Origin of the sequence: Campylobacter sp. CNRCH_2014_2849, assembly GCF_025772845.1 — a bacterium.
Taxonomy (GTDB): domain Bacteria; phylum Campylobacterota; class Campylobacteria; order Campylobacterales; family Campylobacteraceae; genus Campylobacter_D; species Campylobacter_D lari_D.
Genome location: NZ_JAKMSW010000006.1, coordinates 102,914 through 128,173 on the forward strand (window position 1 = coordinate 102,914; position 25,260 = coordinate 128,173).

29 protein-coding genes and 2 tRNA genes are annotated in these 25,260 nt (G+C 27.4%); 20 read left to right on the forward strand and 11 right to left on the reverse strand.

Annotated features, from left to right (window positions below; genetic code table 11):
* Positions 1 to 4: 4 nt before the first annotated feature.
* The 11 genes from L8X33_RS05560 (at position 5) to L8X33_RS05610 (ending at position 8,569) form a co-directional block, all read left to right on the forward strand.
* Complete coding sequence (locus L8X33_RS05560) at positions 5 to 640, forward strand: hypothetical protein (RefSeq protein WP_263670174.1); 636 nt, start codon at positions 5 to 7, stop codon at positions 638 to 640.
* Complete coding sequence (locus L8X33_RS05565; protein WP_263670176.1) at positions 640 to 2,385, forward strand: radical SAM/SPASM domain-containing protein; 1,746 nt, start codon at positions 640 to 642, stop codon at positions 2,383 to 2,385. The genes L8X33_RS05560 and L8X33_RS05565 overlap by 1 nt, the downstream gene beginning before the upstream one ends.
* Before the next feature lies 1 nt (position 2,386).
* Positions 2,387 to 2,884, forward strand: coding sequence for a hypothetical protein (locus L8X33_RS05570; protein ID WP_047208161.1), 498 nt, complete (start codon positions 2,387 to 2,389; stop codon positions 2,882 to 2,884).
* Positions 2,865 to 3,239, forward strand: a complete 375-nt coding sequence (locus L8X33_RS05575) for a DUF1353 domain-containing protein (protein WP_263670177.1) — start codon at positions 2,865 to 2,867, stop codon at positions 3,237 to 3,239. The genes L8X33_RS05570 and L8X33_RS05575 overlap by 20 nt, the downstream gene beginning before the upstream one ends.
* Positions 3,236 to 4,582, forward strand: coding sequence for a hypothetical protein (locus tag L8X33_RS05580; RefSeq protein WP_263670178.1), 1,347 nt, complete (start codon positions 3,236 to 3,238; stop codon positions 4,580 to 4,582). Before L8X33_RS05575 ends, L8X33_RS05580 begins: the two co-directional genes overlap by 4 nt.
* Positions 4,583 to 5,050 carry a DUF5675 family protein gene (locus L8X33_RS05585; protein ID WP_263666977.1) on the forward strand — a complete coding sequence of 156 codons (468 nt, stop codon included), beginning with the start codon at positions 4,583 to 4,585 and terminating at the stop codon, positions 5,048 to 5,050. It begins immediately after the preceding gene.
* 239 nt (positions 5,051 to 5,289) lie between these two features.
* Positions 5,290 to 5,682, forward strand: coding sequence for a hypothetical protein (locus L8X33_RS05590; RefSeq protein ID WP_263670179.1), 393 nt, complete (start codon positions 5,290 to 5,292; stop codon positions 5,680 to 5,682).
* Positions 5,666 to 5,824: a hypothetical protein gene (locus L8X33_RS05595; RefSeq protein WP_250325510.1), complete on the forward strand. Its 159-nt coding sequence runs from the start codon at positions 5,666 to 5,668 to the stop codon at positions 5,822 to 5,824. Before L8X33_RS05590 ends, L8X33_RS05595 begins: the two co-directional genes overlap by 17 nt.
* Positions 5,811 to 6,284 carry a hypothetical protein gene (locus L8X33_RS05600; protein ID WP_039625790.1) on the forward strand — a complete coding sequence of 158 codons (474 nt, stop codon included), beginning with the start codon at positions 5,811 to 5,813 and terminating at the stop codon, positions 6,282 to 6,284. Before L8X33_RS05595 ends, L8X33_RS05600 begins: the two co-directional genes overlap by 14 nt.
* On the forward strand, positions 6,281 to 7,918 hold the full coding sequence (locus L8X33_RS05605; protein WP_263670181.1) for a hypothetical protein: 1,638 nt from the start codon (positions 6,281 to 6,283) through the stop codon (positions 7,916 to 7,918). Before L8X33_RS05600 ends, L8X33_RS05605 begins: the two co-directional genes overlap by 4 nt.
* A 183-nt stretch (positions 7,919 to 8,101) precedes the next feature.
* Entirely contained in the window at positions 8,102 to 8,569 is a 468-nt protein-coding gene (locus L8X33_RS05610; RefSeq protein WP_257928077.1) for a tRNA (cytidine(34)-2'-O)-methyltransferase, read from the forward strand.
* On the opposite strand, the gene L8X33_RS05615 is transcribed toward L8X33_RS05610, so the two are convergent.
* The gene (locus L8X33_RS05615) at positions 8,566 to 9,294 is read right to left on the reverse strand and encodes an amino acid ABC transporter ATP-binding protein (protein ID WP_133319271.1); all 729 of its coding nucleotides are present in this window, start codon (positions 9,292 to 9,294) and stop codon (positions 8,566 to 8,568) included. The genes L8X33_RS05610 and L8X33_RS05615 overlap by 4 nt on opposite strands.
* On the reverse strand, positions 9,287 to 10,039 hold the full coding sequence (locus L8X33_RS05620; RefSeq protein WP_133319270.1) for an amino acid ABC transporter permease: 753 nt from the start codon (positions 10,037 to 10,039) through the stop codon (positions 9,287 to 9,289). The genes L8X33_RS05615 and L8X33_RS05620 overlap by 8 nt, the downstream gene beginning before the upstream one ends.
* 223 nt (positions 10,040 to 10,262) lie before the next feature.
* Between L8X33_RS05620 and L8X33_RS05625 the strand changes: the two genes are divergently transcribed.
* From L8X33_RS05625 to L8X33_RS05645, 5 genes are read left to right on the forward strand one after another with little or no spacing between them, the layout of a single operon-like run.
* A complete protein-coding gene (locus tag L8X33_RS05625) occupies positions 10,263 to 11,705 on the forward strand; it encodes an alanine/glycine:cation symporter family protein (RefSeq protein ID WP_133319269.1) in 1,443 nt (480 codons plus the stop codon).
* Complete coding sequence (locus tag L8X33_RS05630; RefSeq protein WP_087685579.1) at positions 11,705 to 11,845, forward strand: hypothetical protein; 141 nt, start codon at positions 11,705 to 11,707, stop codon at positions 11,843 to 11,845. Before L8X33_RS05625 ends, L8X33_RS05630 begins: the two co-directional genes overlap by 1 nt.
* Before the next feature lie 34 nt (positions 11,846 to 11,879).
* Complete coding sequence (gene glyS, locus L8X33_RS05635) at positions 11,880 to 13,874, forward strand: glycine--tRNA ligase subunit beta (protein WP_263670183.1); 1,995 nt, start codon at positions 11,880 to 11,882, stop codon at positions 13,872 to 13,874.
* Positions 13,871 to 14,677, forward strand: a complete 807-nt coding sequence (locus tag L8X33_RS05640) for a M23 family metallopeptidase (protein ID WP_133319267.1) — start codon at positions 13,871 to 13,873, stop codon at positions 14,675 to 14,677. Before glyS ends, L8X33_RS05640 begins: the two co-directional genes overlap by 4 nt.
* Before the next feature lie 2 nt (positions 14,678 to 14,679).
* Positions 14,680 to 15,630 carry an SAM-dependent methyltransferase gene (locus L8X33_RS05645; RefSeq protein WP_318529720.1) on the forward strand — a complete coding sequence of 317 codons (951 nt, stop codon included), beginning with the start codon at positions 14,680 to 14,682 and terminating at the stop codon, positions 15,628 to 15,630.
* Here L8X33_RS05645 and L8X33_RS05650 read toward each other — a convergent pair.
* Positions 15,620 to 16,642, reverse strand: a complete 1,023-nt coding sequence (locus L8X33_RS05650; RefSeq protein ID WP_263670188.1) for a bifunctional 3,4-dihydroxy-2-butanone 4-phosphate synthase/GTP cyclohydrolase II — start codon at positions 16,640 to 16,642, stop codon at positions 15,620 to 15,622. The genes L8X33_RS05645 and L8X33_RS05650 overlap by 11 nt on opposite strands.
* A 105-nt stretch (positions 16,643 to 16,747) precedes the next feature.
* Here L8X33_RS05650 and L8X33_RS05655 point away from each other — a divergent pair.
* Together L8X33_RS05655 and L8X33_RS05660 are read left to right on the forward strand one after the other, a co-directional pair.
* Positions 16,748 to 16,822, forward strand: a tRNA-Gln gene (locus tag L8X33_RS05655).
* A 13-nt stretch (positions 16,823 to 16,835) separates the two neighbouring features.
* A tRNA-Met gene (locus L8X33_RS05660) sits at positions 16,836 to 16,911 on the forward strand.
* Between the two features lie 2,539 nt (positions 16,912 to 19,450).
* Here the strand turns inward: L8X33_RS05660 and L8X33_RS05665 are convergent.
* Together L8X33_RS05665 and L8X33_RS05670 are read right to left on the reverse strand one after the other, a co-directional pair.
* Positions 19,451 to 19,588 carry a hypothetical protein gene (locus L8X33_RS05665; RefSeq protein ID WP_263670189.1) on the reverse strand — a complete coding sequence of 46 codons (138 nt, stop codon included), beginning with the start codon at positions 19,586 to 19,588 and terminating at the stop codon, positions 19,451 to 19,453.
* A 9-nt stretch (positions 19,589 to 19,597) separates the two neighbouring features.
* Positions 19,598 to 19,813 carry a hypothetical protein gene (locus L8X33_RS05670; RefSeq protein WP_263670191.1) on the reverse strand — a complete coding sequence of 72 codons (216 nt, stop codon included), beginning with the start codon at positions 19,811 to 19,813 and terminating at the stop codon, positions 19,598 to 19,600.
* Positions 19,814 to 20,036: 223 nt separating this feature from the next.
* Here L8X33_RS05670 and L8X33_RS05675 point away from each other — a divergent pair, with 223 nt between their 5' ends.
* Complete coding sequence (locus tag L8X33_RS05675) at positions 20,037 to 20,297, forward strand: hypothetical protein (protein WP_263670193.1); 261 nt, start codon at positions 20,037 to 20,039, stop codon at positions 20,295 to 20,297.
* A 127-nt stretch (positions 20,298 to 20,424) separates the two neighbouring features.
* Here the strand turns inward: L8X33_RS05675 and L8X33_RS05680 are convergent, their stop codons facing one another.
* From L8X33_RS05680 to L8X33_RS05695, 4 genes are all read right to left on the reverse strand, one after another.
* A complete protein-coding gene (locus L8X33_RS05680; RefSeq protein ID WP_263666861.1) occupies positions 20,425 to 20,631 on the reverse strand; it encodes a hypothetical protein in 207 nt (68 codons plus the stop codon).
* On the reverse strand, positions 20,631 to 20,846 hold the full coding sequence (locus tag L8X33_RS05685; RefSeq protein ID WP_263670194.1) for a hypothetical protein: 216 nt from the start codon (positions 20,844 to 20,846) through the stop codon (positions 20,631 to 20,633). Before L8X33_RS05685 ends, L8X33_RS05680 begins: the two co-directional genes overlap by 1 nt.
* 241 nt (positions 20,847 to 21,087) lie before the next feature.
* Complete coding sequence (locus L8X33_RS05690; protein ID WP_263666861.1) at positions 21,088 to 21,294, reverse strand: hypothetical protein; 207 nt, start codon at positions 21,292 to 21,294, stop codon at positions 21,088 to 21,090.
* Complete coding sequence (locus tag L8X33_RS05695) at positions 21,294 to 21,509, reverse strand: hypothetical protein (RefSeq protein ID WP_263670196.1); 216 nt, start codon at positions 21,507 to 21,509, stop codon at positions 21,294 to 21,296. Before L8X33_RS05695 ends, L8X33_RS05690 begins: the two co-directional genes overlap by 1 nt.
* Positions 21,510 to 21,832: 323 nt before the next feature.
* Here L8X33_RS05695 and L8X33_RS05700 point away from each other — a divergent pair, with 323 nt between their 5' ends.
* Positions 21,833 to 23,575, forward strand: a complete 1,743-nt coding sequence (locus L8X33_RS05700; RefSeq protein WP_263670198.1) for a KAP family NTPase — start codon at positions 21,833 to 21,835, stop codon at positions 23,573 to 23,575.
* A gap of 92 nt (positions 23,576 to 23,667) precedes the next feature.
* On the opposite strand, the gene L8X33_RS05705 is transcribed toward L8X33_RS05700, so the two are convergent.
* The gene (locus tag L8X33_RS05705; RefSeq protein ID WP_263670200.1) at positions 23,668 to 24,174 is read right to left on the reverse strand and encodes a tyrosine-type recombinase/integrase; all 507 of its coding nucleotides are present in this window, start codon (positions 24,172 to 24,174) and stop codon (positions 23,668 to 23,670) included.
* A gap of 595 nt (positions 24,175 to 24,769) precedes the next feature.
* Positions 24,770 to 24,937, reverse strand: coding sequence for a helix-turn-helix domain-containing protein (locus L8X33_RS05710; protein ID WP_263670202.1), 168 nt, complete (start codon positions 24,935 to 24,937; stop codon positions 24,770 to 24,772).
* Between the last annotated feature and the right edge of the window lie 323 nt (positions 24,938 to 25,260).

Here is a 25,260-nt window from a genome sequence, read left to right on the forward strand (position 1 = left end):
TATTATGTTTTATAATATAAATGCAAATGATTTTTTAGAACTTGAAACTACTATAGCTAGAATAGAACAAAAGCTTTTAGCACTAGATGGTGCTAGTGATCAAAAAAGTATTAACAAAGCTAAACATTTAAATGAAAGTAAGGCTTCATTGCAAAAATGCTTAGAAAAAAAAGATGATGATAAATATGATTTTTTCTTGCATCAAATTTATACTTTAACTTGGGGGCATAAACCCATAGAAGAAATGAATGAAGATGAAATCTTACCTTGCTACACAAAGGTAGATAAAGAACAAGTTAATATCCCTAATTTAAAAGAAATAGCACAAAGTATTTTAAAAGAAGAAGTTGATGCACTCATTAACAATCATCCTTTAATGCAAGAAAGAATGAGTGATTATGATGAAAAAGGAGTGCCAAGAAAGATAAGTATAAGACAAGCTAAATTAGCGCTTTTAGAAGTAGAACTTTTAGAGACAATAGAAACTATGATGCAAAGTGCTCCTAAGGCAACTCAAATAAGCTGGGAATATGCAACAGAATTTGAAAGAAATAACGAGCTTATTTTGTTTTTTCAACAACAAGCAAAATTAAGTGATGATGAAGTAGATGAACTTTTTAAGAAAGCAAAGGGTTTTTAATGATAGGAAAAAGTTTAACTTTTGTGCCAAATTCATATTGTAATTTTGCATGTAGTTATTGCTATCTTGGAAAATTAACAGAGCAAAAAGAAAAAACAAGTGATATGGCAGAGCAATTTAAAAAAATAGCTAAAAAATTAAAAGATGATGGAGTGATTATCACAGAAGTGTTTTTACATGGGGCTGAATTTAGTACTTGCTCATTAAAAGATAGTGAAGATTTATTAAGTGCGATTGATGATTATTTTAAAGAAAATAAGCATTATATTAAACTTTTTGAAAAAGAAAAAACAATCAATCATTTAGTGCATTTAAAAACTAATCTTTACAATCTAGATAAATTCTATGAGCTTTTTAAAAAATATCAAGTTGGCATTAGTGCTAGCGTGGATTTACCTTTAAGAATGCATGAAAAATATAGAGTATTGAAAAATGGAAAAAGCACTTTAGAGAAAACCTTAAAAATGATAGAACTTTTAAGCACTTATCCATATTTTAAGCAAATTTCAGCGACCATGACTAGTGAGCATTTAAATGTAGATGAGTTTATAAAAGATATTTATATGCTTGAGGGCTTAGGTTTTGATATGGCAAATGATTTTTATATTATGTTTGCTTATCAAAGTGCTAATGCAAATAAAGAATTTGCTATGGCAAATGATGAAGCTATGCTAAATTTTTATAAAAGCTTAAGAGAAAAACTAAAAGATACTAAATATGCTTTTGCACTAGAACATTTTTGGTTTAAAGAGTTTTTGGGTGGATATTGCAACAATAGTATAAACTGCTCTAATCATCTTTTAATTCAAAAAAATGGCGATAGTTTCATTTGTCATAGATCGCAAGCTTTGAAAGAATTAAAAAGTGGAAATATTTTAAATCAAAGTTTTAAAGAAATAGAGTTTAATGCTTATAAAAATATTCAATTATTAGAAAATTCTTTAGAACTTAGTAAAGATTGTTTAGAATGTGATTATTTTCATTATTGCAAAGCAAGTTGCGTGATAGAAAGAAAAGATACAGGACTTAAAAAATCCTACACTTGTGCTTTACAAAAAGAAATTTATAAAAACAATCCTGATTTTTTCAAAGCTGATAAACAAAAAGCTAAAACTGAAATAGATACTTTTTTAAGAGCTAATCAAATATATAAACATCTTGATAAAAGACTTCCAACATTAAGTTCTGAAATGTATGAAAGAAAAAATTCTTTAGAAAATATCATAGCAAGAGATGAAATTTTAAAACAAGTCTATGATAAAAGCAATTTTTATCTAAGCATTAATGATAAATTACTTGAGCTTGATTTAGAGCTTGATGATATTTGCTCTTTAAAAAAACTTAATAAAAATGATGAAATCAAACTTTTCATCAAAAAAGATGCATTTTTTATTAATTCTAAAGAAGCAATTGATAATTTTGTATGGATGGCCTTAATTGGCGGAGATAAACAAAGATATGGCGAAGAACAAAGATTAAAAATACCACACATTGCTACTGAGTATGTTTATTGGAATAAGTTAACACAAGAAGCTAAAGAATTAGAAGGATATTTTATTTATGATATTTCTTATTTTCTAAGAGCTAATGTAAAAAATTACAAAAAAGATGAAAGAAATTTTATCTTTTTTACCACAAAAGCTATGCGTGAATATCACTATGAAAAACACGCAAAGAATGCTTTTTATCACATACAAGCTATTAACTTACCTTTTTTAAGACTTGAATTTATTTGGGAGGATTAATATGTCGCATTTAGAAAATTCAGCCAATATAGCTTTATTTGGAGGTTCTTTTATCTTAGCTTTTTTCTTTCAGTTTTTAGCATATACTGGTATTAAAGAAGCTCAAGCTTTTACTTTGTTTATTATTTTTATATTTTCAGCAATAGTAGGTTTTTGCAGAACTTTAGCTTTAAATGAGAGTGTTAAGGCTTATACCTTTTCTGATCTTTTGTCAAAGTTTTTAATGCTAGGAATACCTTTTATGTTTGCTTTGGGTGCAAAGCAAATAGATGCTTTATATTATTTTGTAGATTATAGTTTTAGCTTTTTGATTTTAGGAGAAATACTTTCTGTGATGATTAATATTCAATGTATCAAAACAAGAAAAGCAATAGCTGAAGTAGATATTTACAATATTGCAGTTGAGAAAATAAAGAATTTTTCAAGCGGTTTTTTAAAAACAAATACTTATATAAAAGAAGAAGAAAAGGGTAGGCAAGATGATAAAAAAAACACTTAAAAGGGTTATAGTTAAACCTTTTGGTAAAGATAGATTTGAAGTTGTAAAAGAATTTGAAGTTAGTTTGTGTGGTTTAAATTTTATCGTGCCAAAAGGCTTTGTTAGTGATGGTGCTTCAGTGCCACGCATTTTTTGGAGTATTTATCCTCCATATAAAAGTGAGTATTTTAGTGCAGCAATTGTGCATGATTATTTATGCCAAAAAGCATATTCAAAAGATGATTATAAGCTAGCAGATAAAGTTTTAAAAGAAGCTATGAGTGAGCTTGGTTGCTCTAAAGTAAAGACTTTTATTTTTTATCATGCGTGCAATACATTCCATGTGGTTAAATGTTTTTTGAAAGGAATAAAATGAGTTTAGAACAAGTTATTCAAACACAAAATGAAAGCTTAAATGAGCTTAAAAACAAAATGGAAAAATTGGTGCAATTTTATGAAAATGGTAAGATAGATAAAGAAGAATTGATAAAAATCATAAATGAAGAGCTAGATAAGATAAATCTAGATGATAGTATAAAAGATGGTATTTTATCTTATATTACAGAAAATCAAGCTAGTTTAAAAGGCGAAAAAGGCGATGCGTTTACTTATGAAGATTTTACGCCTGAGCAACTTCAAAGTTTAAAAGGCGATAGTGGAGCCAAAGGAGAAGATGGAAAAAGTGCTTATGAAATTTGGCTTAACAAAGAAGGTAATGCGGGAAAAAGTGAAGATGAGTTTTTAGCTTCTTTGAAAGGTGAAGGTGTTTCTAAAGAAGAATTACAACCTATAGTGGAAGAAATTGTAAGTAATTTACCACAAAAAGATGCAGGTTTTATCACTTCTTATGAGTTGCCAAACCCTGATATAAAAGCTGAAGTTGGAACACTAATAAATTATGTTAATGAGGAAGCTTCTACTATTTATTTATGCATAAGAAATCAAGGAAAAGGTTCAGTATGGCTTGATTTGTTTTCTAAGAAAAAGTTAGCCAATGAAGAATATACAAAAATAAAATTTAAAGTCCGAACCTTATCAGGGCAATATGGTGGCTGTTTGAGTGATGTATTGTTTGCTTTTTCTAACGGCTTTGCTCATACTGTAAAGCTTGATGAGAGTTTAAGCACAAATTATGATGAAGGTAATTTTATTATACAAAAAAGTGGTTTAGGTGGAACTTCTAATGCCGTACAACCACAAAGAATAGATTGTCTTTCTCAAGTATTAACTAAAGATGAAGTTTTAGGAAAAATTAAAACAACTGGTATTTATAGATCTACTCATAATATCCATCAATCTTTAATGCGTTATTTTAATTTTGACAATACTGCTGCAAGTGGTCAATCTTGGACAACTTGTAGCTTATGGAATTCAAATGGAGAGTATGAGGTAGAAATCATACTTTTTAACGATGAAGTTCCTAATAAATTTTTTGCAAGAGGCACTGGGTATTATGGACAAGTTTATATACATAGTTTAAGTGTTGAAAAGATTATCGCAAAAGCTGATGTAATTAAAGAGATTATTCCTTATGAAGTTCAAGTTTTACCACCTTTTGGCACTACCAAAGAAAATGAAAATCACGCTGGATATATTTTTGAAAATGCAACTCAAGCTGAGTTCAATAATCAAACAAATACAAACAATGATAAAAACAATCTTTATAAAGATTATGGGAGATATGCAAATTTGTTTTTAATTACACCAAAAGGAGAATAAATGAAACTAAAATTAACTAGAAAGTATTTAAGAAATACTTGTGTCATAGGAGAGTTTAAAGTCTTAGATGAAAAAGAAAATATTCTTTTTGAGTGTTTTTCTTTGGAAGAAGATAAAGAAGGGATTGAAAGAGAAAAAGACTTAAGAGTTCCTGCTGGAGTTTATAATCTAAAAAGACATACGCTATCTAGTTTTAATGATAAAGGCAAAAGGGTAGTAGCAGGAGTTAAAGTTTTAAATGATGATGATAGTGTTGTAAATATCTACAACGATGATGTGCCTTTTGATAGACACATTTTGTTGCATTGGGGAAACACTGACAAAGATACAGAAGGTTGTATTTTGCTAGGTTTAACTAAGAGTGATGAAAGTATAGGTCAAAGTAGACAAGCTTGTAAAAAATTATATGACTTGTTATATCAGCAAGATTTATCAAATATAAAATTAGAAATTACAAATAAATTTTAGAAAGGAGATAAAAGTTTAAGTAGGCCAAAGGTGGTATTCTAGCTCCCCTTTTTAAAGGGGAAATCAAAGCTAATAAGCCTTGACTATAATTATACAAAGTAGTATAATTATTACTAGAATTTTATGGTTCAATTTAATCACCACCTAACTGAGTGTTGATTAACACCAAAGGCGGCCACCTTTGGTGTTCCACCCTTTGAAATTATACTCAAATCTTACTTAAACTTCTAAAATAAGAAATGATAAATCTTTTATTTAAAAATACAAAGCTTTATATCGCTTTAGCTCTAATGGCAATTTTAGCAGGATATTTTTATCTAAGACTTGATGGTACTCAAGCAAAATTAGAAAAAAGTCAAAGTGATTTAAATTTAGCTTTGAGTGTAAATAATGAACTCACAAGGATTACTCAAGAGCTTAAAATAAGACACGAGCAAGAGCTAAAAGCACTCTTTCATGCAAATACTCAAAAAAATCAAATCAAAACAAGGGTTAATGATGTTAAAAACTATATATCCAAAAGCAATGAAACTAATACCATTAAGCTTTTTAATGTTATGCTTGATAGGCTGTGGGAGCAAAACACAAGTATTAACCAAAATACAAATTCAAAAAGTGCAAATACCAAATGAGCTTTTAGAATTTGATAGAGCGCATAAACCTATAGTGCAAGATGAAAAAGATATATTAAAAGCTTATAGTGAGCTTTTTTATCACTATAAGCAATGTGAGATCAATATAGATAAAATTAAGGAGTTGAATGATGAATTATGAGCAAAGATTAAATCAATTTAAAAAAATATATCCCGAAATTTTAGAGTTAAGCTTGGCGGAAAAATCCCCATTTGGAGAATTAAAAAAGATATTAGATGATAGCATAAAAAATGATGTTATTAAAAACGAAGAGCAGTTTAAAACTTTAGCAAATGCGCTATCTTTAGTAGGACAAAGTATAGTAGCACAAAGTCAAACGACAGCATTGGGGATGATTTTGCAAGGCGATGAAAACGAACTTAATAGCGAGAAAATAAAACTTATACAAGCACAAATAGAAACTGAAAAGAAAAAACCCGCACTCATAGATAGACAACGAGAACAAATAGATGATATGTTAAGAATAGAAGCGGCAAAAGTTGCACAAGGATATAGTTTTGGGCTAAGCGCAGGTGGGCTTGAAATACCAAAAGAGTTGGAATCTTGGGTAAAAGAAAAAATTGAAAATATAGATAAATGATTGATAAAAAATATAGAACTCCAAAATATTTTTTAAGAGCTAAATATCCACAGAATGCAAATGACATAGGATATGTAGAATGCTATCAAGCTTGGTTTTTATACGGAACTACCTTTGTACATAAATATGTAGAGCTTTTGCATAAACAATTAATAAGAAAAGGTAGGGCTGTAAAAACAAGAATTTATCACCCGCTCTTCCCAAATTCCTATGGAATTGATTTTTATGATATTAAAAGTCCTTCTAGAGCTCCATATAATTACCATAATAGTGGGGATTTGGGGTTAAATCAGTTTTTTGTAGGTCAAAACCCTTATGAGTGGTATAGAGGAGACCCTGGAGATAAAAGTGGAATATATCATGATACTTGTCAAATTATAAGGAAAAGACAAAATTTAAGCTTGTTTAGTTTTGATTTTCATGGAAAAAATGTTGTTACAAACCCTAGCTATCTTTTAAAATACAAAGAAGAGTTAAAGAATTTTTATTATTTATATAATAGAATAACTTTTGATAAGTTGCACGGTTTTTATAATGCTTTATTGCTTGTTGGTAAAGTTTATGACAAAGATGCTGGAAAATATATATTAATATTTGAGAAGCCAAAATATATTTTTGTAAAATCTAATATAGTTAATAATGAGCTTGTAAAACCTAATTTTATTTTACCGGATAAAGACAAATTTAAGCCAAGTTTAGTAGAGAGTGAAGATGGTAGATATTACAATTTAAGACCATATTATGATGAGTTCTTGAGATTAAATAAAAATGTATTTATTGTACCTGAAAAAATATCTAATATTGATTTTTTAAGTGCATTTAACAATAACATCAATGTTTCTAAATTAGGCGATATATTTCACCCTCTAGCATTTCTTTCTAATTTAAATAATATAGCTTATCAAGAGCCTGTTGTTTTGAGAAGTCGGAGTAGTTTTTTTTATAAAAATATCTCATTGATGCCTTGTTATAATAATGAAAGCAATATGCCTTATGGAAGAAAAGATAGATGGTTTATTTTATGGGATAGTATGTATGATCTTTATGTGAAAGAAGATAAGGAATGGTGGGAGTTTATAATAGCTCCTGTTGTTTCTGCTGTGATTGTTTTTATTAGTTTTTATACAGGTGGAGTTATAGGTGGGGCTTTAGGTGGTATGATAGGCGGAGCTTCGGCTACAATTATAACAAATATAACAATCGCACTTAGTACGCTTGGAGGTGTTATAGACGCATTAAGTTTTTTAGGCATAGTAGATAATGGAAGTTCTTTAGCTAAAATAAATAAAGTTTTAAAATTGGTTTTAGCTGTTGCAGGATTGGTAAGTGCTGGATATAAAATAGGAGTTGATATTAATAGTGCAATTTCTAATCAAACCCCTATAGTTGATGTTTTAATTAATAAAGATGCTACATCTTCAGATATTATAGGTTATATTAGTGATATATTTTTAAGCTCTAATTTAAAAGAAGCTAGTTTGCCTTTAGATGAAAATAGTGATATTGATGAGCATGTTTTTTTTGGAGAGGCTTCAAAGGAAGATGTTGAAATGGTAACTAAAAATCTACTAAATGAAAACTGGTATAGTTTTGACACCTTAGATATTTTAAATGAAAAAGATGTTGAGATATAATTTAGATAATTAAGTTTTGTCTAATATATTTTAAAGTATCTTTTGGAAAATAAAAAATATATGTTCTTAGCAAATTATACCCATTTTATACCTATTTGTGAATTTTTGGTATAAAATATCTATAAATAAGCTATTTTATAGCATAGTTCAAACCTTGCTGGGGACACCATTTCAAGGAAAAAGATGTTTCATATAGTCTTAGTTGAGCCTCGCATACCACAAAATACAGGAAGTATAGGTAGAATGTGTTTTAATGCAGGTTTTGCTTTACATATTATCAATCCACTTTTTAGTATTGATGAAAAGGCAGTTAAAAGAGCAGGACTTGATTATTGGAAAAAATTAAATCCTTTTTTATGGGATAATTTAGAAGATTTTTTAAAAGAGTATGAAAAATTTCAAGATAGATTTTTCTTTGCGACAACTAAAACTACTCAAGCTTATTTTGATGTAAATTATCAAAAAGGTGATTTTTTATTTTTTGGAAGTGAAAGTTTTGGCTTACCTATGGATTTAATGCAAAAAAAATGGGAAAATGCCATTACTATACCGATGAAAGATTGTGGTAGAAGTTTAAATTTAGCTACAAGTGTAGGCATAGTGAGTTATGAAGCTTTGAGGCAAAATTTTGCCTCTTTTGAAAAATTTTAATGATTTAAAACTTGATTTAAAAATTCTTTCAATCTTTCATTTTTTGGGTTTTCAAAAGCTATTTTAGGACATTCATCTACTGCTATAATGCCTTTATCCATAAAGAAAATTCGATTAGCTACATTTCTTGCAAATCCCATTTCATGTGTAACTACAAGCATGGTTAGACCTTCTTTAGCTACTTCTTTCATGATATTTAAAACTTCACCTATCATTTCAGGATCTAAAGCTGAAGTTGGCTCATCAAATAAAATCACATCAGGATTCATCATTAATGATCTTGCTATGGCAATACGCTGTTTTTGTCCACCTGAAAGCTTATGAGGAAAATAATTTTCTTTATCACTTAGGCCAACTTTTTTGAGTAATTCTCGTGCTTTTTTTACTGCTTCATCTTTACCCATGATTTTTGTTTGTACTGGCACTAGGCATAAATTTTCCAAAACATTTTTATTATTAAAAAGATTAAAATGTTGAAATACCATGCTTACTTTTTGTCGAATTTTATTGATATCTGTTTTTTTATCAAGTATATTAATGTTATTGATATAAATATTACCACTATCTGGTGTTTCAAGTTTATTTAAACAGCGTAAAAAAGTACTTTTTCCACCTCCGCTAGGCCCTATAATAGCAATAATATCACCTTTATGTACTTCAATGCTAATATCTTTTAAAACTTCTAAATCTCCATATTTTTTAATCAAATTTTCTATTTTAATCATGTTTATTTAATCTCATTTCTATAAATCTTGCAATCAGTGTTAAAATTTTAACGCTTACATAATATACAAGCCCTGTAAAAATAATAGGTTTAGGGTTGTAATAAATTGCTTGTAAGCTTTTACTTTGCATGGTAATATCCATAACGCTAATATAGCCCACTATTGAAGTTTCTTTAAATAAAGAAATAAATTCATTCATTAAAGAAGGTAAGATATTTTTAATCGCTTGCGGAAAGATGATTAGTCTCATAGAAGCAGAATAATTAAGCCCCATTGCTCTTGATGCTTCCATTTGTCCTTTGTCTACACTTTGAATTCCACTTCTTACGATTTCAGCTACATAAGCAGAACTATTAAGTCCAAGTGCAATAATAGCTACATAAAAATTATCACTCCAAGTAGCAAAAATCACTACTGAGAAAATCAAAAGCTGTAAAAGCAGAGGGGTTCCGCGTATAATGTCTATGTATTCATCTATGATGAAATTTAAACTTTGGATTTCTAAAAATCTTAAAAATGCTAGGAAAAAACCAAGTGCTATTCCTATTAAAATTCCACCCACTGTTAAGCCAAGTGTTGTGAAATAACTATGAACATAAGCTTTGGCTTCTATAGTATAAGCATATTCTCCTGTAGCTAAGCCATTTTGATCTTTAACTTGTAAAATTTCAATAGGAAATGAAAAATAAGCCCAAAAAACAATAATGGCAAAAAATACAAAAATTTTCATCGTATTTTGTTTCAATTTAAACACCTTATAAAATTTTAAAAAAACTAAGTGTATAAAAATTAAGTTTTCTTTTTACTTAAAAGCATTTTTATGTGTTTTTTTGGTAAATATCGTGAGTTAAATTTTCACATAGCTGTAAAAAATAAAATAAAATTAATATAAAATTATATTTTTTTGTAGCAAATTCATTTTTTTATGATAAATTTACACTCGATTAAATTATAAAAAGGAGATAAATATGGATTTAATATCCCAATTTGTTGGCTTTGTAAATAATCAGTATTATTCCATTTTGGTTATTTTGCTTATTATTGTAGGGTTTTATTATAGTTATTTGACGGGTTTTGTGCAATTTCGAATGCTTCCTTATGTGTTTGACATTTTGACAGAAAAGCAAGAAAAACATGAAAAACACCATATTACTCCTTTTCAGGCTTTGATGATTTCAACAGCTTCAAGAGTTGGTATAGGAAATATTGCAGGTATTGCAGTAGCGGTTGTTTTGGGCGGACCTGGTGCTTTGTTTTGGATGTGGGCTATGGCATTTTTTGGCGGCGCTTCGGCTTTTGCAGAAAGCACTTTAGCACAAGTTTATAAAAGCCGTGATGGTAAAAGTTTTAAAGGTGGCCCTGCTTATTATATTAGTAAAGCTTTAAATTTAAAATGGCTTGGTGCTATATTTGCGGTGATTTTAATCATTACTTATGCTTATGGATTTAATGGACTTCAAAGTCAAACTATGACTTCAGCATTTGAGTTTTATTATAAAGGTATGGTTGATGCTAGCGAAGTAAGTTTTTCGCAAAGTTGGTGGCCTATTGTAATAGGGGCTATTTTGGCTATTTTTGCTGCTTATATGTTTTTTGGTGATCATACTAAAATAGGTAAAGTAAGCTCGGTCATCGTTCCTATTATGGCGATGATTTATGTTGGTTTATCTATTATAGCGATGTTTATGAATTTTGATAAAATTCCTGAAGTGTTTTCTATGATTTTTAAAAGCGCTTTTGATTTTGAAGCTATTTTTGGTGGATTTGCAGGTTCTGCTTTGGTTATAGGTATAAAAAGAGGATTATTTTCTAATGAAGCAGGTATGGGTTCAGCACCAAATGCAGCAGCTTCAGCTCTTACAACTCACCCTGCAAAACAAGGGGTTATTCAAGCATTTTCTGTGTTAATTGATGTGATTATTTGTACAAGTTCAGGATTTTTGGTATTATTTTCACTTGCTTATGCTAATAATATTGGTGTAGACGGTAAGCCTATTTTAACAGCACTACCTTTAGTGCAAGAATCCATGAAAGAATATTATGGAAATCTAGGTGTACATTTTACTACTGTTAGTATAGTTTTATTTGCTATTACTTCTTTGATAGGAAATTATTATTATGCTCAAGCAAATATTAAATACCTTACTCAAAATCCTATTATTATTAATCTTTTTAAAGCAAGTGCCGTGCTTATGATTTTTATTGGTGCAAATATGGATTTAAAATTTGCGTGGGATTTAGCTGATACTACTATGGCGTTTATGGCTACGATTAATATCATTTCTATTTTATTGCTTGGTGGTATAGTGAAAAAGGTATTAAAAGATTTTAGCGAGCAAAAAAGACAAGGTAGAGATCCAGTGTTTAGTGCTTCAAAGCTTGGTATTAAAAACGCAGAGTGTTGGGACTAATGATAGATTATATTATTATTGCTTTGTTTGTAGCTTTTATGGTTTTTCTTGTGTTTGGCTTTAACCGCCAAATGCAAGAAAAAGCCAAACAAAGAGAAGAAAAATTAAAAACAAAGAAAGATTTTAAAAAAAATAGGTAAAATACACTAAAAAATTTTTAAAAAAGAGTGTAAAATGAAATTGTTAATAGAAATAGGTACAGAAGAGCTTCCTGCTATTCCTTTATTAAAAGAACTTCCAAATATTACTAAAAAATGGGAAAAGATTTTACAAGAGTATCATTTAGAATCTGAATTTAAATTTTTCTATACTCCTAGAAGATTAGTTTTTATTCATGAAAATTTTAAAGAAAAACAAGATGATTCTTTTGTGGAATTTATAGGTGCACCTAGGGCGATAGCTTATAAAGATGGAAAGCTTACTCAAGCAGGGCTTAGTTTTTTAGAAAAAAGTGGTTTAAAAGAAGAAGAGCTTGAATTTAAAGAAATTAAGGGTAAAGAAGTATTGTATTGTCAAAAACAAGTACAAGGCTTGCAAAGCAAGGTGGTTTTAGCTCAAATGATCGAGGCTTTTTTAAAAAGCTTGAGTTTTGGTAAAACTATGAGATGGGGTGATGGTAGCTTTGAATTTATTAGGGCTATCCGCTCGCTTTGCTGTATTTTAAATGATGAATTGATTGAGTTTGAAAGTTATGGCGTTAAAAGCGCAAAAAGCACTTTTGTTCATAGAAGTGTTAGTTATGATTCAATACCTTTTTCAAATATTGATGAGTATCTTAAAACTCTAGAGCAAAATTATATTATTTTAGATCAAGAACAAAGAAAAAAACTTATCATTGAACAGTTAAAGACACTTGAAAAAGAAAATGATATTACTATCGCAGAAGATGATGAGCTTTTAGCTGAAGTTGTAGCTATTACAGAGTATCCAAAAGCATTATTAGGGCATTTTGAAAAAGAGTATTTAGAAATCCCAAGCGAAGTGATAATTACTTCTATGAGAGAAAATCAACGCTATTTTGCAGTATTTAAAAATAATACTTTAAGCAATCATTTTATTGTAGTTTCGAATGCGGTTTGTGAGGATTATTCTAAAATCATTAATGGCAATGAAAGAGTTTTAAGAGCAAGATTAAGTGATGCGATGTTTTTTTGGAAAAATGACTTAGCACAAGGCTTAAATAATGACAAAATAAGTCAAATGGTATATCTTGAAGGACTTGGAAGCTTAAAAGATAAAATTATTAGAGAGCAAAAAATCGCTACTAAGCTTTGTGAGGTTTTTGCTAATACTCAAAAAGATGAAATCTTAAAAGCCATAGAATACTCAAAAGCTGATCTAAGCACTCAAATGGTGTATGAATTTACTGATCTTCAAGGTATTATGGGATCTTATTATGCTAAAGCTATGGGTATGAGTGATGAGCTTGCTTTAGCGATTAAAGAACAATATCTTCCAAATGGCGATAATTCAGCTATGCCAAGTAATGAATTTAGTTCTATTGTAGCTTTGGCTTATAAATTTGATACACTCATGGGGCTTTTTTCAATGGGGAAAATCCCAAGTGGTACAAAAGATCCTTATGCTTTAAGAAGAGCAGCAAATGGTGTTTTAAAAATTATTCTAGCTTTAAATAAAAATTTTGATCTTAAGATATTTTTAGAAGTAATAGCTAGTGAATATAAAAGCTTTGATTTGAAAATTTTACTAGACTTTATCTTAGAGCGTTTATATACTTTTTATGAGGTTAATGCTTCTTTTGTTAAAGCTGTGCTTAGCTCTAAAACTTATGATGTTATTTATATTAATTCTTGTATTAAAGCTTTAATACAAAGTGCAAATAAGGCAGATTTTAGTCAAAATTTTGCTACTTTTAAGCGCTTGGCAAATATTGCAATATTAAGCGAAGTTCAAATTAATGAAAATTTGTTTAACACTCAAGAGGAAAAAGATTTATACCAAGCTTTTATGCAGTGTAAAACAAAAGAAAATAACACCCAAGAGCTTTTAGAAAGCCTTTTTGCACTAAAACCACAAATTGATGCTTTTTTTGATAAAGTAATGATTAATGACAAAGATGAAAATATTAAAAACAATCGTCAAGCTTTAGTATGTGCAATTTATCGTGAGTTTTTAAAAATAGCTGATATTAAAGAGCTTAGTGTATGAGAAAAATTCTTTTTTTACTTTGTTTTTTGGTATTTGCATTAGAAGCTAGAGAGATTGAGCTTGTAAAAGGGCAAGTAATTTTTTTAGAATTTGATAAAAATAATTTTTTACAAATTAGCTCAAATTCTAAAAAACTTCCTTTTTTTGAGTATAAAAATAAAGTCATTGTTAGTATAGCCATACCTTATAAAAATCCTAAAGATAGAAAATTAATAGCTGAATTTAAAGATAATTCCAAAGAAGAAATTAACATAAAATTTAGCGAAGGAAACTATAAAAAAGAATTTTTAAAAGTTAGTGCTTCTAAGGTTAATCCACCTAAAGAAACACTTGATCGCATTAGCAAAGAATATCAAGAAGCTATTAAGGTTTATAATACTTATACTAATATGGCTTTATTTGAAGGCAATTTTACATACCCTTTAGAAAGTAAAATTACAAGTGCTTTTGGAAAAGCAAGATTGTTTAATGATACTCTTAAAAGTTATCATAGCGGAACTGATTTTAGAGCAGCAAGTGGGACAAAAATTTATGCTAGCAATGATGGTATTGTAAGGATTGCTTCAAATCGTTATTATGCAGGAAATTCAGTGGTAATTGATCATGGATATGGGATTTATTCTCAGTATTATCATCTATCAAAACTTAATGTAAAAGTAGGACAAAAGGTAAAAAAGGGTGAGCTTATAGGTTTGAGTGGAGCTAGCGGTAGGGTTACAGGACCGCATTTGCATTTTGGAATTTTAGTTAATGGTGTGCAAGTTGATCCACTTGATTTTATAGCCAAATTTAATGCTTTATAATGATAGTTTTTAGCGAGTTTTTTCAAAATTGGATTGATAAATATTACTCCCAAGCTGTGAGTGTTGGTAAAAATGGAGATTTTTATACCGCAGTTAGCGTGGGAAATCTGTTTGGAACACTCTTAGCTAATCATTTTTTAAAACTTATAGATGATAAAAAGCTAATTTTACCGGTTGAAGTTGTAGAAATAGGGGCAAATGAAGGGCATTTAATGCTTGATTTTATACAAGCTCTATACACTCTTAGGGCTGATATTCTAGAGCAGATTGAGTGTTTTATCATAGAGCCACATGAAAAATTAAAATGTGTTCAAAAAAAACTTTTTGATGAGTATGATTTGGATGTAAAAATTTATAATTCTTTAGAAGAATGTCATTTTAAAAACGCCTTTTTTTACGCTAATGAATTATTTGATTGTTTTGCGTGTGAGCTTATAAAAGATAGAACAATGGCATATGTTGATGATGATTTAAACATTGTTTTTAAAGCTATGAATGAAGATCTTTTAAAAGAATGTGAAAAATATTCTATCACTAATAGCGAGCTTTGTATTTCTTATAAACCCTTTTTATCCAAATTAAAACAAACCTGTGAAAAACTAACTTTTGCATGTTTTGATTATGCAAAAAAAGAAGAAAAAATTAGTATTAGAATGTATAAAAATCACCAAGTGTATAATCTTTTTGAAGAAAACTTAAAAGATTTTTTTGCTAAAAGCGATATTACATATAATGTAAATTTTGATCATTTTTTACAAGTTTTAAAAGAAGAGGGCTTTGAGGTGTTAGAATATAAAAATCAAAATCAAGCCTTAATTGATTTTGGCTTAGAAGAAATTATCGAACAAGTTAAAAATATTAACCTCCAAATTTATAAAAACTTTATCAACCAAAGTAAAAATTTGATGTTTAACTTTGGCGATAAGTTTAAGTTTTTAGAATTTAAGCTTTAAAATCACTGCTTGTAATATCAAGCCCAAAGCCTTTTAAGCCTATAAATTCTTTATCGGTATTTTGACTTAGAAGTTTGATTTTTGAAATTTTTAAATACCTTAAAATTTGCGCTCCTATGCCATAATTTTTAAATTGTATGTTTTCTTGTTTTTCATTTTTCATGAAAATGATTACACCACCTTTTTGACTTAAAAATCCAATCTGTTTTAATAATTCATTAAATTTATTAGAAGTTAGAAGCTCAAAGTCGCTTCCACTAAGATAAAATTTAACATTCTCACATTCTTTCAAAGTGCCAAAGCTAAAAGCTATGTGTTCATTTTCATTGTGATCTTTAAAAGTCATTTTTTTAGCTTTAAAACCTGCTAAAATACTTTCTTCTTCTTTAATTAAAGAAATCAAACTTTCATTTTTTAAACGATACTCGATTAAATCTGAAATAGTAATCATATTAATATCATGTTTTTTGCAAAACTCAAGCAAATCGCTTCTTCTAGCCATATCTCCATTATCTTTAACAATTTCACATATTACGCATGCTTCTTTTAATCCTGCCAAACGACATAAATCCACTGTTCCTTCTGTATGGCCCGTTCTTTCTAAAACTCCACCTTTTTTTGCTATCAAAGGATTAATATGTCCAGGACGCACAAAATCACTCGCCTTTGCATTATCATCAGCAAAAATTTGTATAGTCATATCTCTTTCGTAGGCACTTACTCCTGTTGTTGCATTTTTTGCATCGACAGTGATGGTAAAAGCTGTTTCGTGATTTGATGTGTTTTTAGGTACCATTAAAGGTAGTTCAAATTTTTTAGCTAAGTTCTCACTTAATGCTACACATACCACACCTCTTGCGTGAGTGATGGTAAAATTTACTTTTTCTTGTGAGCTAAATTGTGCAGGGAAAATCAAATCCCCTTCATTTTCCCTATCTTCTGCATCCACCATTACCAACATCTTACCATCTTGAAGTTCTTTTATAGCTTGTTCTATACTTATATATCCCATAAAATCATTCCTTGAAAATATTTTAAAAATATTATAGCATTTTTCTTGACATTGTATAAAAAATAATATATAATATCACTTTTAATTTAAATAAAAAATTTCTATTGGGGTATCGCCAAGCGGTAAGGCAACAGGTTTTGGTCCTGTCATTCAGGGGTTCGAATCCCTTTACCCCATCCACTTCATATGATGCCGCGAAGTAGAGCAGTGGTTAGCTCGTCGGGCTCATAACCCGAAGGTCGGGAGTTCAAATCTCCCCTTCGCAACCATTATATAAAAATAATTTATAATCTATTTCAACAGATGTTTTTTAGCAATATTGAAATCAAATTAATTTAAAATTTCTAAAATTATTGAAATTTTAAAAATACAATACAAAGAATAAAATAGATAAAATATATTTAACAAGAATAAATGGCGAGTTTAATAGGCGTATGATTTATTAATTAATATTGCACATGCTTTGTATTTTATTGTAAAAATGTAAAAAAATGATATTTTTTGCTAAATAGGTAATGTATTAAAATTTTTAGAGTGCAAGAAAAAAACAATATTGATTTAAAGTCTAACAAAGAAAAATATTTCTTAATTGATGAAGAGCAAATGGGAGGGGCTTTATATTTTAAAGCCGGATGCAACAAGATAGTATTATAAGCTGCTAACTACTTAATCATTTCTTGATTAAATTCTTTAAGATCTATAAATAATAAATCTTTATAATGATTAACAAATGCTTCTTTTAAGGTTTTATTAAATATTTCATTATGAATATTCATTCTAAGATTCTTTAGATAAGTACAATAATGAGTAGTGTTAAGTTCTTTAAATAAAACATTCATAGTTTTTTAAATTCACAGCCATTATCTGTGAGTATACTAAATTCTTTTATGAGTATTATTAGTTTTTAAGATAATAACAAAACTTTTAAGATATGCTAGTATATCTTGTCTTTTTAGGAGATAAAGCTACAGTATAATCAATTCTTGTAACTAAATCTATCATAGTAAGTATATATTTTTATTTTATTATCGACATATTTTATAGTATCTATTACCCAAGTATTCATAGGAGTTGTTTTAAGATTTTTTTAGTTATCTATTTTTAACTCTCTCTTGTAGCTTTTATTTTGACCTAGATAATTAATTCTTGTAAGTGTTATTCTCATTTTATCTTTAGAGATGATTCTTCCTATGGTGGAAACACTAGGAGGTAGGCTTTAAAAATAATACAATCTTTCTTTATCTAAATTTATATAAATATGCCTAAGTATTTTAATATTTAAAGTAATTTCCAAATCAAAAGAACTTCTTATATTTTTTACTTTAGTGTATTTTGTATTTAGGGTATTTAAATTATCATTATTTTTGTGATAAATTTCTTGTTTTCTAAAAAGTATCTTTTTATCTATATTAAAAGCTTCTAAAGTAGCTTTTAAACCATGATGCTTATGAAAGATATAATTTTTATTCTTTGTTCTATTATTTTATGTTTTATTTCAAAAATATAACTATATTCTCTTAATTTAGCAAATCCTTTTATACATCTAAATAAATAATCTGTTTGGATAAATATTCCTTAGTTAGTTTTATTAATCAAATATTTCTTGATTGGTAAATAAAAGATAGTAGTTTTATTAACTAAGAAAGTGCCAAATGTGTTCGAACTTGTGTGATAATATTTTATCTTGATGTTTTTAATCTTCACATTGAAGCAATACAAAATAAGTATAAGAAATTAATTTTAAAATATTTTGTATAATTATTCTAAGGTATATTGTAGCAATTATTATGTTATTGTAATAATAATCAAGATTTATTAATGATTACTCTCTCTTTTTTTATGAGTCATTAAATGATATAAGAATAAATTATACTCTTGTTTTCTAAGTTGATAACATGAAATAAAATTTATTTTATACTCTTCTTGAATATTAAAGATAATAAACATCTAACCACTGCAATAATCTTTAAAAAATATTGATTAAGTTTGATGTTGAAATAATGTAAGCCGTACTGCCTTCTATATAGTATGAACTACAAGTAAAATTCTTTCTTTTTTAAAAAATATAATCTTCTTCATTGCTTGATTGATATAACTAAGCCATATTTATATGTAAATCACTGATTTGGTCTTGTTAAAACCAACTACAATGAAGCTTAAAATAAATATAGCAGTTTTGATTTTTAAACATTTGAAGAAATGGAATAAAAATCCTGAAAAAATTATCAATTATTTTAAAATAATTATAGATAAACATGACAATGAGATAAATATATAGTATTAATTTTAAAATCCAATTTTATACAAATCCAACATAATAAAGATTTTCATCGCTTAGTTATTTTAAACAAACAATTGCGTTAAAAAATGAAATCATAAATAATGCTATGAAAAATATATCAAACTTATAGGATAAAATTTTTAAGTAAAAAACTATAAATGGAGTGCGGTTGTAAATATCAAAGAAACTACACAAATGAATGATTTAGAAAATCTTTTTTAAACACTTTTAAAAATACAGCTTTTAATGCCATTAAATAGCAATCACCGTGATGAAGAAGAGAAGAAGCAAGATAAGGTTTTCAAAAGAAGCACCTTTTCTTCTCTAAATAAAATACACCTTATAGGTGCCATATGTTTTGTGCTAAAATGGGTGCGGGGGCTGTCTGAGTGCGTAGCACGGAGCACGGACAAAGTCTGCCGCTTAATATTAAGATTAAACAGATATATCTAAAAGCTGATCTTTTTTATTGTCTGCTTTATCTGTATTTGTAGAATTACTTTGTTCTTCTTTTTTAGCTTCAGCTTCTACTTTTTTTGTATTATCATTCTCAGCTTTTTTTCTTGTTCAAATTTAGCTTCTTCAAGTTTTAATAGTGGTTTTACTGTATAACGCAAGCTTGTATCAATAACTTGATTACAACATTGAGAATATACTAATCCCATCATTATCCTTTAGTGATTTATACAAATATCTAATTTAGCACAAGCTTGATGCTGATAAATAGGCTGATGTATTGTCTGGCAATTATGAAAATTTTCACAAGTTAAAATTCCATCTTGTTGTTGTGAATTATTAAAATTTTTCTTGCTATGATAACTATGATTTAAAGCTGAAGCAACGCTAGATAATGAAGCAATAACTGCTAAACCTAAGATAATTTTTTTCATTTTAATCCTTTCTATGATTAAAATTTTGATATATGAATAATTATAAAAACTAAAAAATTAATTTAATATTAAATAAGAGAAAAAAACAAAATTTGCTTAAATATTGAAAAAAATTACTCAACTTTTTTTGTTTTTTCTCGCGCGTACGCGTTTTTATATATTAAAAAAAGCAGGGGATGGATTTTCACAAAAGTCTATGTGATAGGAGATAGTGAAATATTAAGTGGATAAAGTCAAAGGTGATAGAGATACTTTAAGAACTTTGTTTGAAACACACAAAACAAATAATGAAAGATTAGAAACTCGACTAAAAGAAATAGGCAGATGGTGCGAAAAAAATTTAAGTGTGGAGCAGTTAAAAGAAATATTTCCATTAAAAGCCGAAAGAATAGAAAAAGAGCTTAAATATCAAAGAGCTTTTGAAAATTCTTTTGAACAAGCAAAAACTAAAAGAAACGATAGAGGGTTTGGGTTTAATAGATAGTTTTCCTTTTTGGTGCTTTAGCAAATCGCACCTGTTAAGGTGCTATGATTTGCGATAATTGGGGTGCGGGGGCTGTCTGAGTGCGTAGCACGGAAGATGGACAAAACCCACTGCCCTAATATTAAGATTAAGCAGATATATCTAAAAGCCGATCTTTTTTGCCAGTATTTGCTTGATTATCAGCATTTGTAGAATTACTTTGTTCTTCTTTTTTAGCTTCAGCTTCTACTTTTTTTGTATCTTCTTGCTGTTTAGCAATCGCCTCTTCTAATGCAGGTTTATCTCGATATTCTACTTTGGTATCTACCAAGCCGTGACAAGTATTAACAAACATTAACAATATCCTTTCCATTTGCAAAAAGCATCTTGATAAATAGGTTGATGTATTGTCTGGCAATTATGAAAAGTTGCACAAGTTATACTTCTACCTTTTATATATTCTTGTTGTGAATTATTAAAATTTTTCTTGCTATGATAACTATGATTTAAAGCTGAAGCAACGCTAGATAATGAAGCAATAACTGCTAAACCTAAGATAATTTTTTTCATTTTTGAGTCTTTCTATGATTATTTTTGATATATGAATAATTATAAAAACTAAAAAATTAATTTAATATTAAATAAGAGAAAAAACAAAAATTCGTTTAAATATTGAAAAAAATTACTCAACTTTTTTTGTTTTTTCTCGCGCGTACGCGTATGCATTTTTTTATATATTTTTTAAAAAAAGAAAGGCTGTCTGAGTGCGTAGCACGGAAGATGGACAAAACCCACTGCCCTAATATTAAGATTAAGCAGATATATCTAAAAGCCGATCTTTTTTGCCAGTATTTGCTTGATTATCAGCATTTGTAGAATTACTTTGTTCTTCTTTTTTAGCTTCAGCTTCTACTTTTTTTGTATCTTCTTGCTGTTTAGCAATCGCCTCTTCTAATGCAGGTTTATCTCGATATTCTACTTTGGTATCTACCAAGCCGTGACAAGTATTAACAAACATTAACAATATCCTTTCCATTTGCAAAAAGCTTCTTGGTAAATAGGTTGATGTATTGTCTGGCAATTATGAAAAGTTGCACAAGTTATACTTCTACCTTCTATATATTCTTGTTGTGAATTATTAAAATTTTTCTTGCTATGATAACTATGATTTAAAGCTGAAGCAACGCTAGATAATGAAGCAATAACTGCTAAACCTAAGATAATTTTTTTCATTTTTGAGTCTTTCTATGATTATTTTTGATATATGAATAATTATAAAAGTCAAAAAATTAATTTAATATTAAATAACAGAAAAAACAAAAATTCGTTTAAATATTGAAAAAAAATTACTCAACTTTTTTTGTTTTTTCTCTCGCGTATGCGTATGTATTTTTTTATATATTTTTTAAAAAAAGAAAGGCTGTCTGAGTGCGTAGCTGTAAGGGGTATTTTAAAAAGAATATGTAACTATCTATAGCTTTAAGGTTTGGAGGATAGTTACATAGAAAACTTAAATAATTTTATATAATTACATAAATATTTTATAGGAGTGTATAATGAATAAGATTGACACTATCGCAAATTTTTTAAATAAAAAATCTAAAAAATGTTTAGCTATAAATGGATCTTGGGGTATAGGTAAAACTTATTTATGGAAACAAGTTGAAAAGAAACTTTCTAAAGATAAAAAAGTTGTCTATATAGATCTTTTTGGCAAAGAAAGTTATAAGCAAATATTAGAAGAAATAGTTGTAAGCCTACATGGAGATTATAATAAAATTACCAAAACAACTTTTAAAGGTTTAGAAGGTTTGGTTAAAAGTATAAGTGGTGGCTTAATAGATATAGATAGTGATGCTATTTTTTCCTTTTTAAAAAAGGAAGACTTTTATAATATTATTGTGTGTTTTGATAACATAGAAAGAAAATCTGATAATCTTTCTTTGAAAGAAATTTTAGGACTTGTAAATTTACTTAAAGAAGAAAAAGAATGCAATGTTGTTGTGATTTTTCATGAGGAAGAATTAAAAGAACAAGATGATAATTTGACTGAAAATAATAAAGAAGAAGAGAATGAACAAGATTTTAATAGTTGGTATCAAAAAGCTAAAGAAGAACAAACCAAACAATATAATAGTAAAAACTGGTATCGAATATACAAAGAAAAGGTTATTGATTGTGAAATAACCATAAAAAACAATGATGAAGTAGCAAAAGCAATTATAAAAGATAAAGTAAATAAATATACTAAAATTACAGACGAGATAAAAAATATTATTGGAAATATTATTTTTGAAAGATATAAAGAACAATGCAATGGAAATCTAAGATTGCTATATCATGTGTTAGAACATATAGATTATTTTAACAAGCAATGTTTTTTATTGTTTTGCAAGTATGACAATAAAAAAACATTTTCAGATGCTCTAAAATTAAGTTATATCTCATTAATATTTCAAATTAAAAAATACCTTTCTATTAAAATAGAAGAAAATGACATTTCCTCAAACTACCATCTTTATGAAAAATACCTAAAAAATATGTTTTATTTAAATAAAGAAGAAAAATACCAACTAAGACGCGATTTTTATCAAACTTTAAAAATTGAACTTTATTATAAACTTCAAAACTACAAGATAGAATATTTGGTAGGTAATTTAAGTGATGAACAATTTGTAAAAGATATTGAAAATTCACTCCTAAAAATAGACTTTTATTCAGAAAATGGAATAACACGCTTTCCTTATGGTTTTTATCAAAATTTACTTTCAACCTACACACAAATTACAAAGAAAAAATTAAGCGACATAGAAGAAAAAATCAATCAGCACTATATAGAAGCTCTTGTTATGGAAGAATTTAAGTTTGATCTTAATCATGATTATAGATCTGACATAGCACTTTTAAAATTATTAGAAAATGAAAAATGGAAAGATTATTATGAAGAAACTAAAGAAAAACTCAAAATAAACAAGTATGAAAATATTAATGCACTTATTAATAGCTATGAAAATATAGAAAGTAGTTTTTATCCCGAAGCGATCAAGCAATATAATTTTTTTAAAAGAGAAGAATTAGTACAGCTATTTAAAAATAATAACGATTTTTGTAAGAAATTTTTTAATCATTTTTCTAAGAATATGGTTATAAATCATAAATTTGACGATGATTTAAATAATCATTTATTTCAAGCTTATTTAGATTTTTTAGATTTAGATGAAAATAAAATAAAAAAAAGTGTTGTTGTAGAATATATAAATTCACAAAATAGTGTATTAAGAAAGTTACTAATAGAATAATTGCGTTAAAGATATTCAATAAAATACTATTAAATTTACAAAAATTAAAAAGTTCTTATGTGTTTATAATTTGCAAACATTATAAAATTAAACTACTTATCTCTTTTTAATTTATCGATAAAATCACTCCACCATTGCATTAACTCTCTTCCATCATCAAGTCTTAAGCTTCTATTATATACTGCTTTTACTTTATTTCCTTCTCTATGATCTAAACATAGTTCTATAACTTCACTATCTTGTTTATGAATATTTTTATACTCATAAAGAAAAGTTGAAGCAGTAGCTCTAAAACCATGATATAGTATTTTATCACCAAAACCTAATCTTTTAATGGCTTGATTTAATGTGTTTTTACTCATTGTTTTAGATTTACTTATATTACTTGGAAAAAAATATTTTGAATTTGAGTAAGAAAAATTTTTAACATATAAAAGCAAGTCTAAAACACTCTGACTTAGCGGAATAATAAAATCCTCTCTTGCTTTAACTTTATTAGCACGAATAATAATTTTTTTATCAAAATCTATTTCTTTCCATTCTAAATTTCTAATATTAGCACTTCTTAAAAAATAAATATGGACTAATTTGCAAAGCAACTTTTGTAAAAATACTTATTAATCGTAAGTAATAATTCTTTAAATCTTGCTTCATCTGTGAAGTTTTATAACTTTGAACTTTATTAGTACCATAAAGTGCTTTTTTATATTTTGATTTTTAGTATTTTCTTTTTGAATATGTTCTTTTGGATTAATGCCTTATGATAGCATGTCGTTATAATCATTTGCAATCTCTCTTGCCCGTGTTAATATGGTTATAGGATATTTTCCTATTTTAAAAGAATACCCTTTTTATTAAGTTTATATCTAAAATAAAAATTCTTATCAATATTTCCATGAAAAACCCTAGCTTCAATATATAAATTTTTAGTACAAGCACTTTGATATAAGTTTTTTATCAACAGTTAAATTTTTAAGCTCTTAATTGCTGATTTTCCTTTAAAGTGTGTACAAAAAAATATTTTTTTAATTTGTCAAAAGATTTTAATTGTAGTAATAATTCGTGATAGAGAAGTAATGGTGGATTTAGAAAGCGTGTGGTTTATTAATCAAACACCTAAGTATCCATACTTTAGAAATTAAATATCTAAATAACATATACTTTTGAAAATTCAATAATTTGTATAGTTAAATCTCATTTTAAAAATTTAACTCCTGATATAACTTTAGCTATTTCTTCAATGGAAAATAATACATAGCAAGATACTTCCATAGATTGTATTTTACCTTTTCTTCTTAGATTATCAATAGTTCCTGAAGAAACGCCTAATACTTCAGCAAATTCTTTTTTACTTAAAGTCATTTTTTATATTTCTCAAAAAATTTTTGTTTCTAAATAATTCTTGGTTGTGCTAATCTTGCTTAATTGTGAAATATGTTTGTTTTAATTTATAAAAATAACATATAAAACTATAAATATCTTTATATATCTAACTTTATTTAATCACTTTTTATTTTATGTTAAATATTATATATATTCTTTTACCTATTATCCAAATTATAAAAACATACAAATTATAATTAAATATATTTTTTTAATAAGTAATTTTAAGATTATAACAACTATTATCAAATTTATACAAAAACGCTATATTGTAGTTATCTAAAGAGTATAATAAGGTATTT

What these genes read in the sequence shown, in the direction of transcription:
- L8X33_RS05560 (WP_263670174.1), top strand. Translation starts at nt 5, where the DNA reads ATGTTTTATAATATAAATGCAAATGATTTTTTAGAACTTGAAACTACT.
- L8X33_RS05565 (WP_263670176.1), top strand. Translation starts at nt 640, where the DNA reads ATGATAGGAAAAAGTTTAACTTTTGTGCCAAATTCATATTGTAATTTT.
- L8X33_RS05570 (WP_047208161.1), top strand. Translation starts at nt 2,387, where the DNA reads ATGTCGCATTTAGAAAATTCAGCCAATATAGCTTTATTTGGAGGTTCT.
- L8X33_RS05575 (WP_263670177.1), top strand. Translation starts at nt 2,865, where the DNA reads ATGATAAAAAAAACACTTAAAAGGGTTATAGTTAAACCTTTTGGTAAA.
- L8X33_RS05580 (WP_263670178.1), top strand. Translation starts at nt 3,236, where the DNA reads ATGAGTTTAGAACAAGTTATTCAAACACAAAATGAAAGCTTAAATGAG.
- L8X33_RS05585 (WP_263666977.1), top strand. Translation starts at nt 4,583, where the DNA reads ATGAAACTAAAATTAACTAGAAAGTATTTAAGAAATACTTGTGTCATA.
- L8X33_RS05590 (WP_263670179.1), top strand. Translation starts at nt 5,290, where the DNA reads ATGATAAATCTTTTATTTAAAAATACAAAGCTTTATATCGCTTTAGCT.
- L8X33_RS05600 (WP_039625790.1), top strand. Translation starts at nt 5,811, where the DNA reads ATGATGAATTATGAGCAAAGATTAAATCAATTTAAAAAAATATATCCC.
- L8X33_RS05605 (WP_263670181.1), top strand. Translation starts at nt 6,281, where the DNA reads ATGATTGATAAAAAATATAGAACTCCAAAATATTTTTTAAGAGCTAAA.
- L8X33_RS05610 (WP_257928077.1), top strand. Translation starts at nt 8,102, where the DNA reads ATGTTTCATATAGTCTTAGTTGAGCCTCGCATACCACAAAATACAGGA.
- L8X33_RS05615 (WP_133319271.1), bottom strand. Translation starts at nt 9,294, where the DNA reads ATGATTAAAATAGAAAATTTGATTAAAAAATATGGAGATTTAGAAGTT.
- L8X33_RS05625 (WP_133319269.1), top strand. Translation starts at nt 10,263, where the DNA reads ATGGATTTAATATCCCAATTTGTTGGCTTTGTAAATAATCAGTATTAT.
- L8X33_RS05630 (WP_087685579.1), top strand. Translation starts at nt 11,705, where the DNA reads ATGATAGATTATATTATTATTGCTTTGTTTGTAGCTTTTATGGTTTTT.
- glyS (WP_263670183.1), top strand. Translation starts at nt 11,880, where the DNA reads ATGAAATTGTTAATAGAAATAGGTACAGAAGAGCTTCCTGCTATTCCT.
- L8X33_RS05640 (WP_133319267.1), top strand. Translation starts at nt 13,871, where the DNA reads ATGAGAAAAATTCTTTTTTTACTTTGTTTTTTGGTATTTGCATTAGAA.
- L8X33_RS05650 (WP_263670188.1), bottom strand. Translation starts at nt 16,642, where the DNA reads ATGGGATATATAAGTATAGAACAAGCTATAAAAGAACTTCAAGATGGT.
- L8X33_RS05665 (WP_263670189.1), bottom strand. Translation starts at nt 19,588, where the DNA reads ATGGGATTAGTATATTCTCAATGTTGTAATCAAGTTATTGATACAAGC.
- L8X33_RS05670 (WP_263670191.1), bottom strand. Translation starts at nt 19,813, where the DNA reads ATGAAAAAAATTATCTTAGGTTTAGCAGTTATTGCTTCATTATCTAGC.
- L8X33_RS05680 (WP_263666861.1), bottom strand. Translation starts at nt 20,631, where the DNA reads ATGTTTGTTAATACTTGTCACGGCTTGGTAGATACCAAAGTAGAATAT.
- L8X33_RS05685 (WP_263670194.1), bottom strand. Translation starts at nt 20,846, where the DNA reads ATGAAAAAAATTATCTTAGGTTTAGCAGTTATTGCTTCATTATCTAGC.
- L8X33_RS05690 (WP_263666861.1), bottom strand. Translation starts at nt 21,294, where the DNA reads ATGTTTGTTAATACTTGTCACGGCTTGGTAGATACCAAAGTAGAATAT.
- L8X33_RS05695 (WP_263670196.1), bottom strand. Translation starts at nt 21,509, where the DNA reads ATGAAAAAAATTATCTTAGGTTTAGCAGTTATTGCTTCATTATCTAGC.
- L8X33_RS05700 (WP_263670198.1), top strand. Translation starts at nt 21,833, where the DNA reads ATGAATAAGATTGACACTATCGCAAATTTTTTAAATAAAAAATCTAAA.
- L8X33_RS05710 (WP_263670202.1), bottom strand. Translation starts at nt 24,937, where the DNA reads ATGACTTTAAGTAAAAAAGAATTTGCTGAAGTATTAGGCGTTTCTTCA.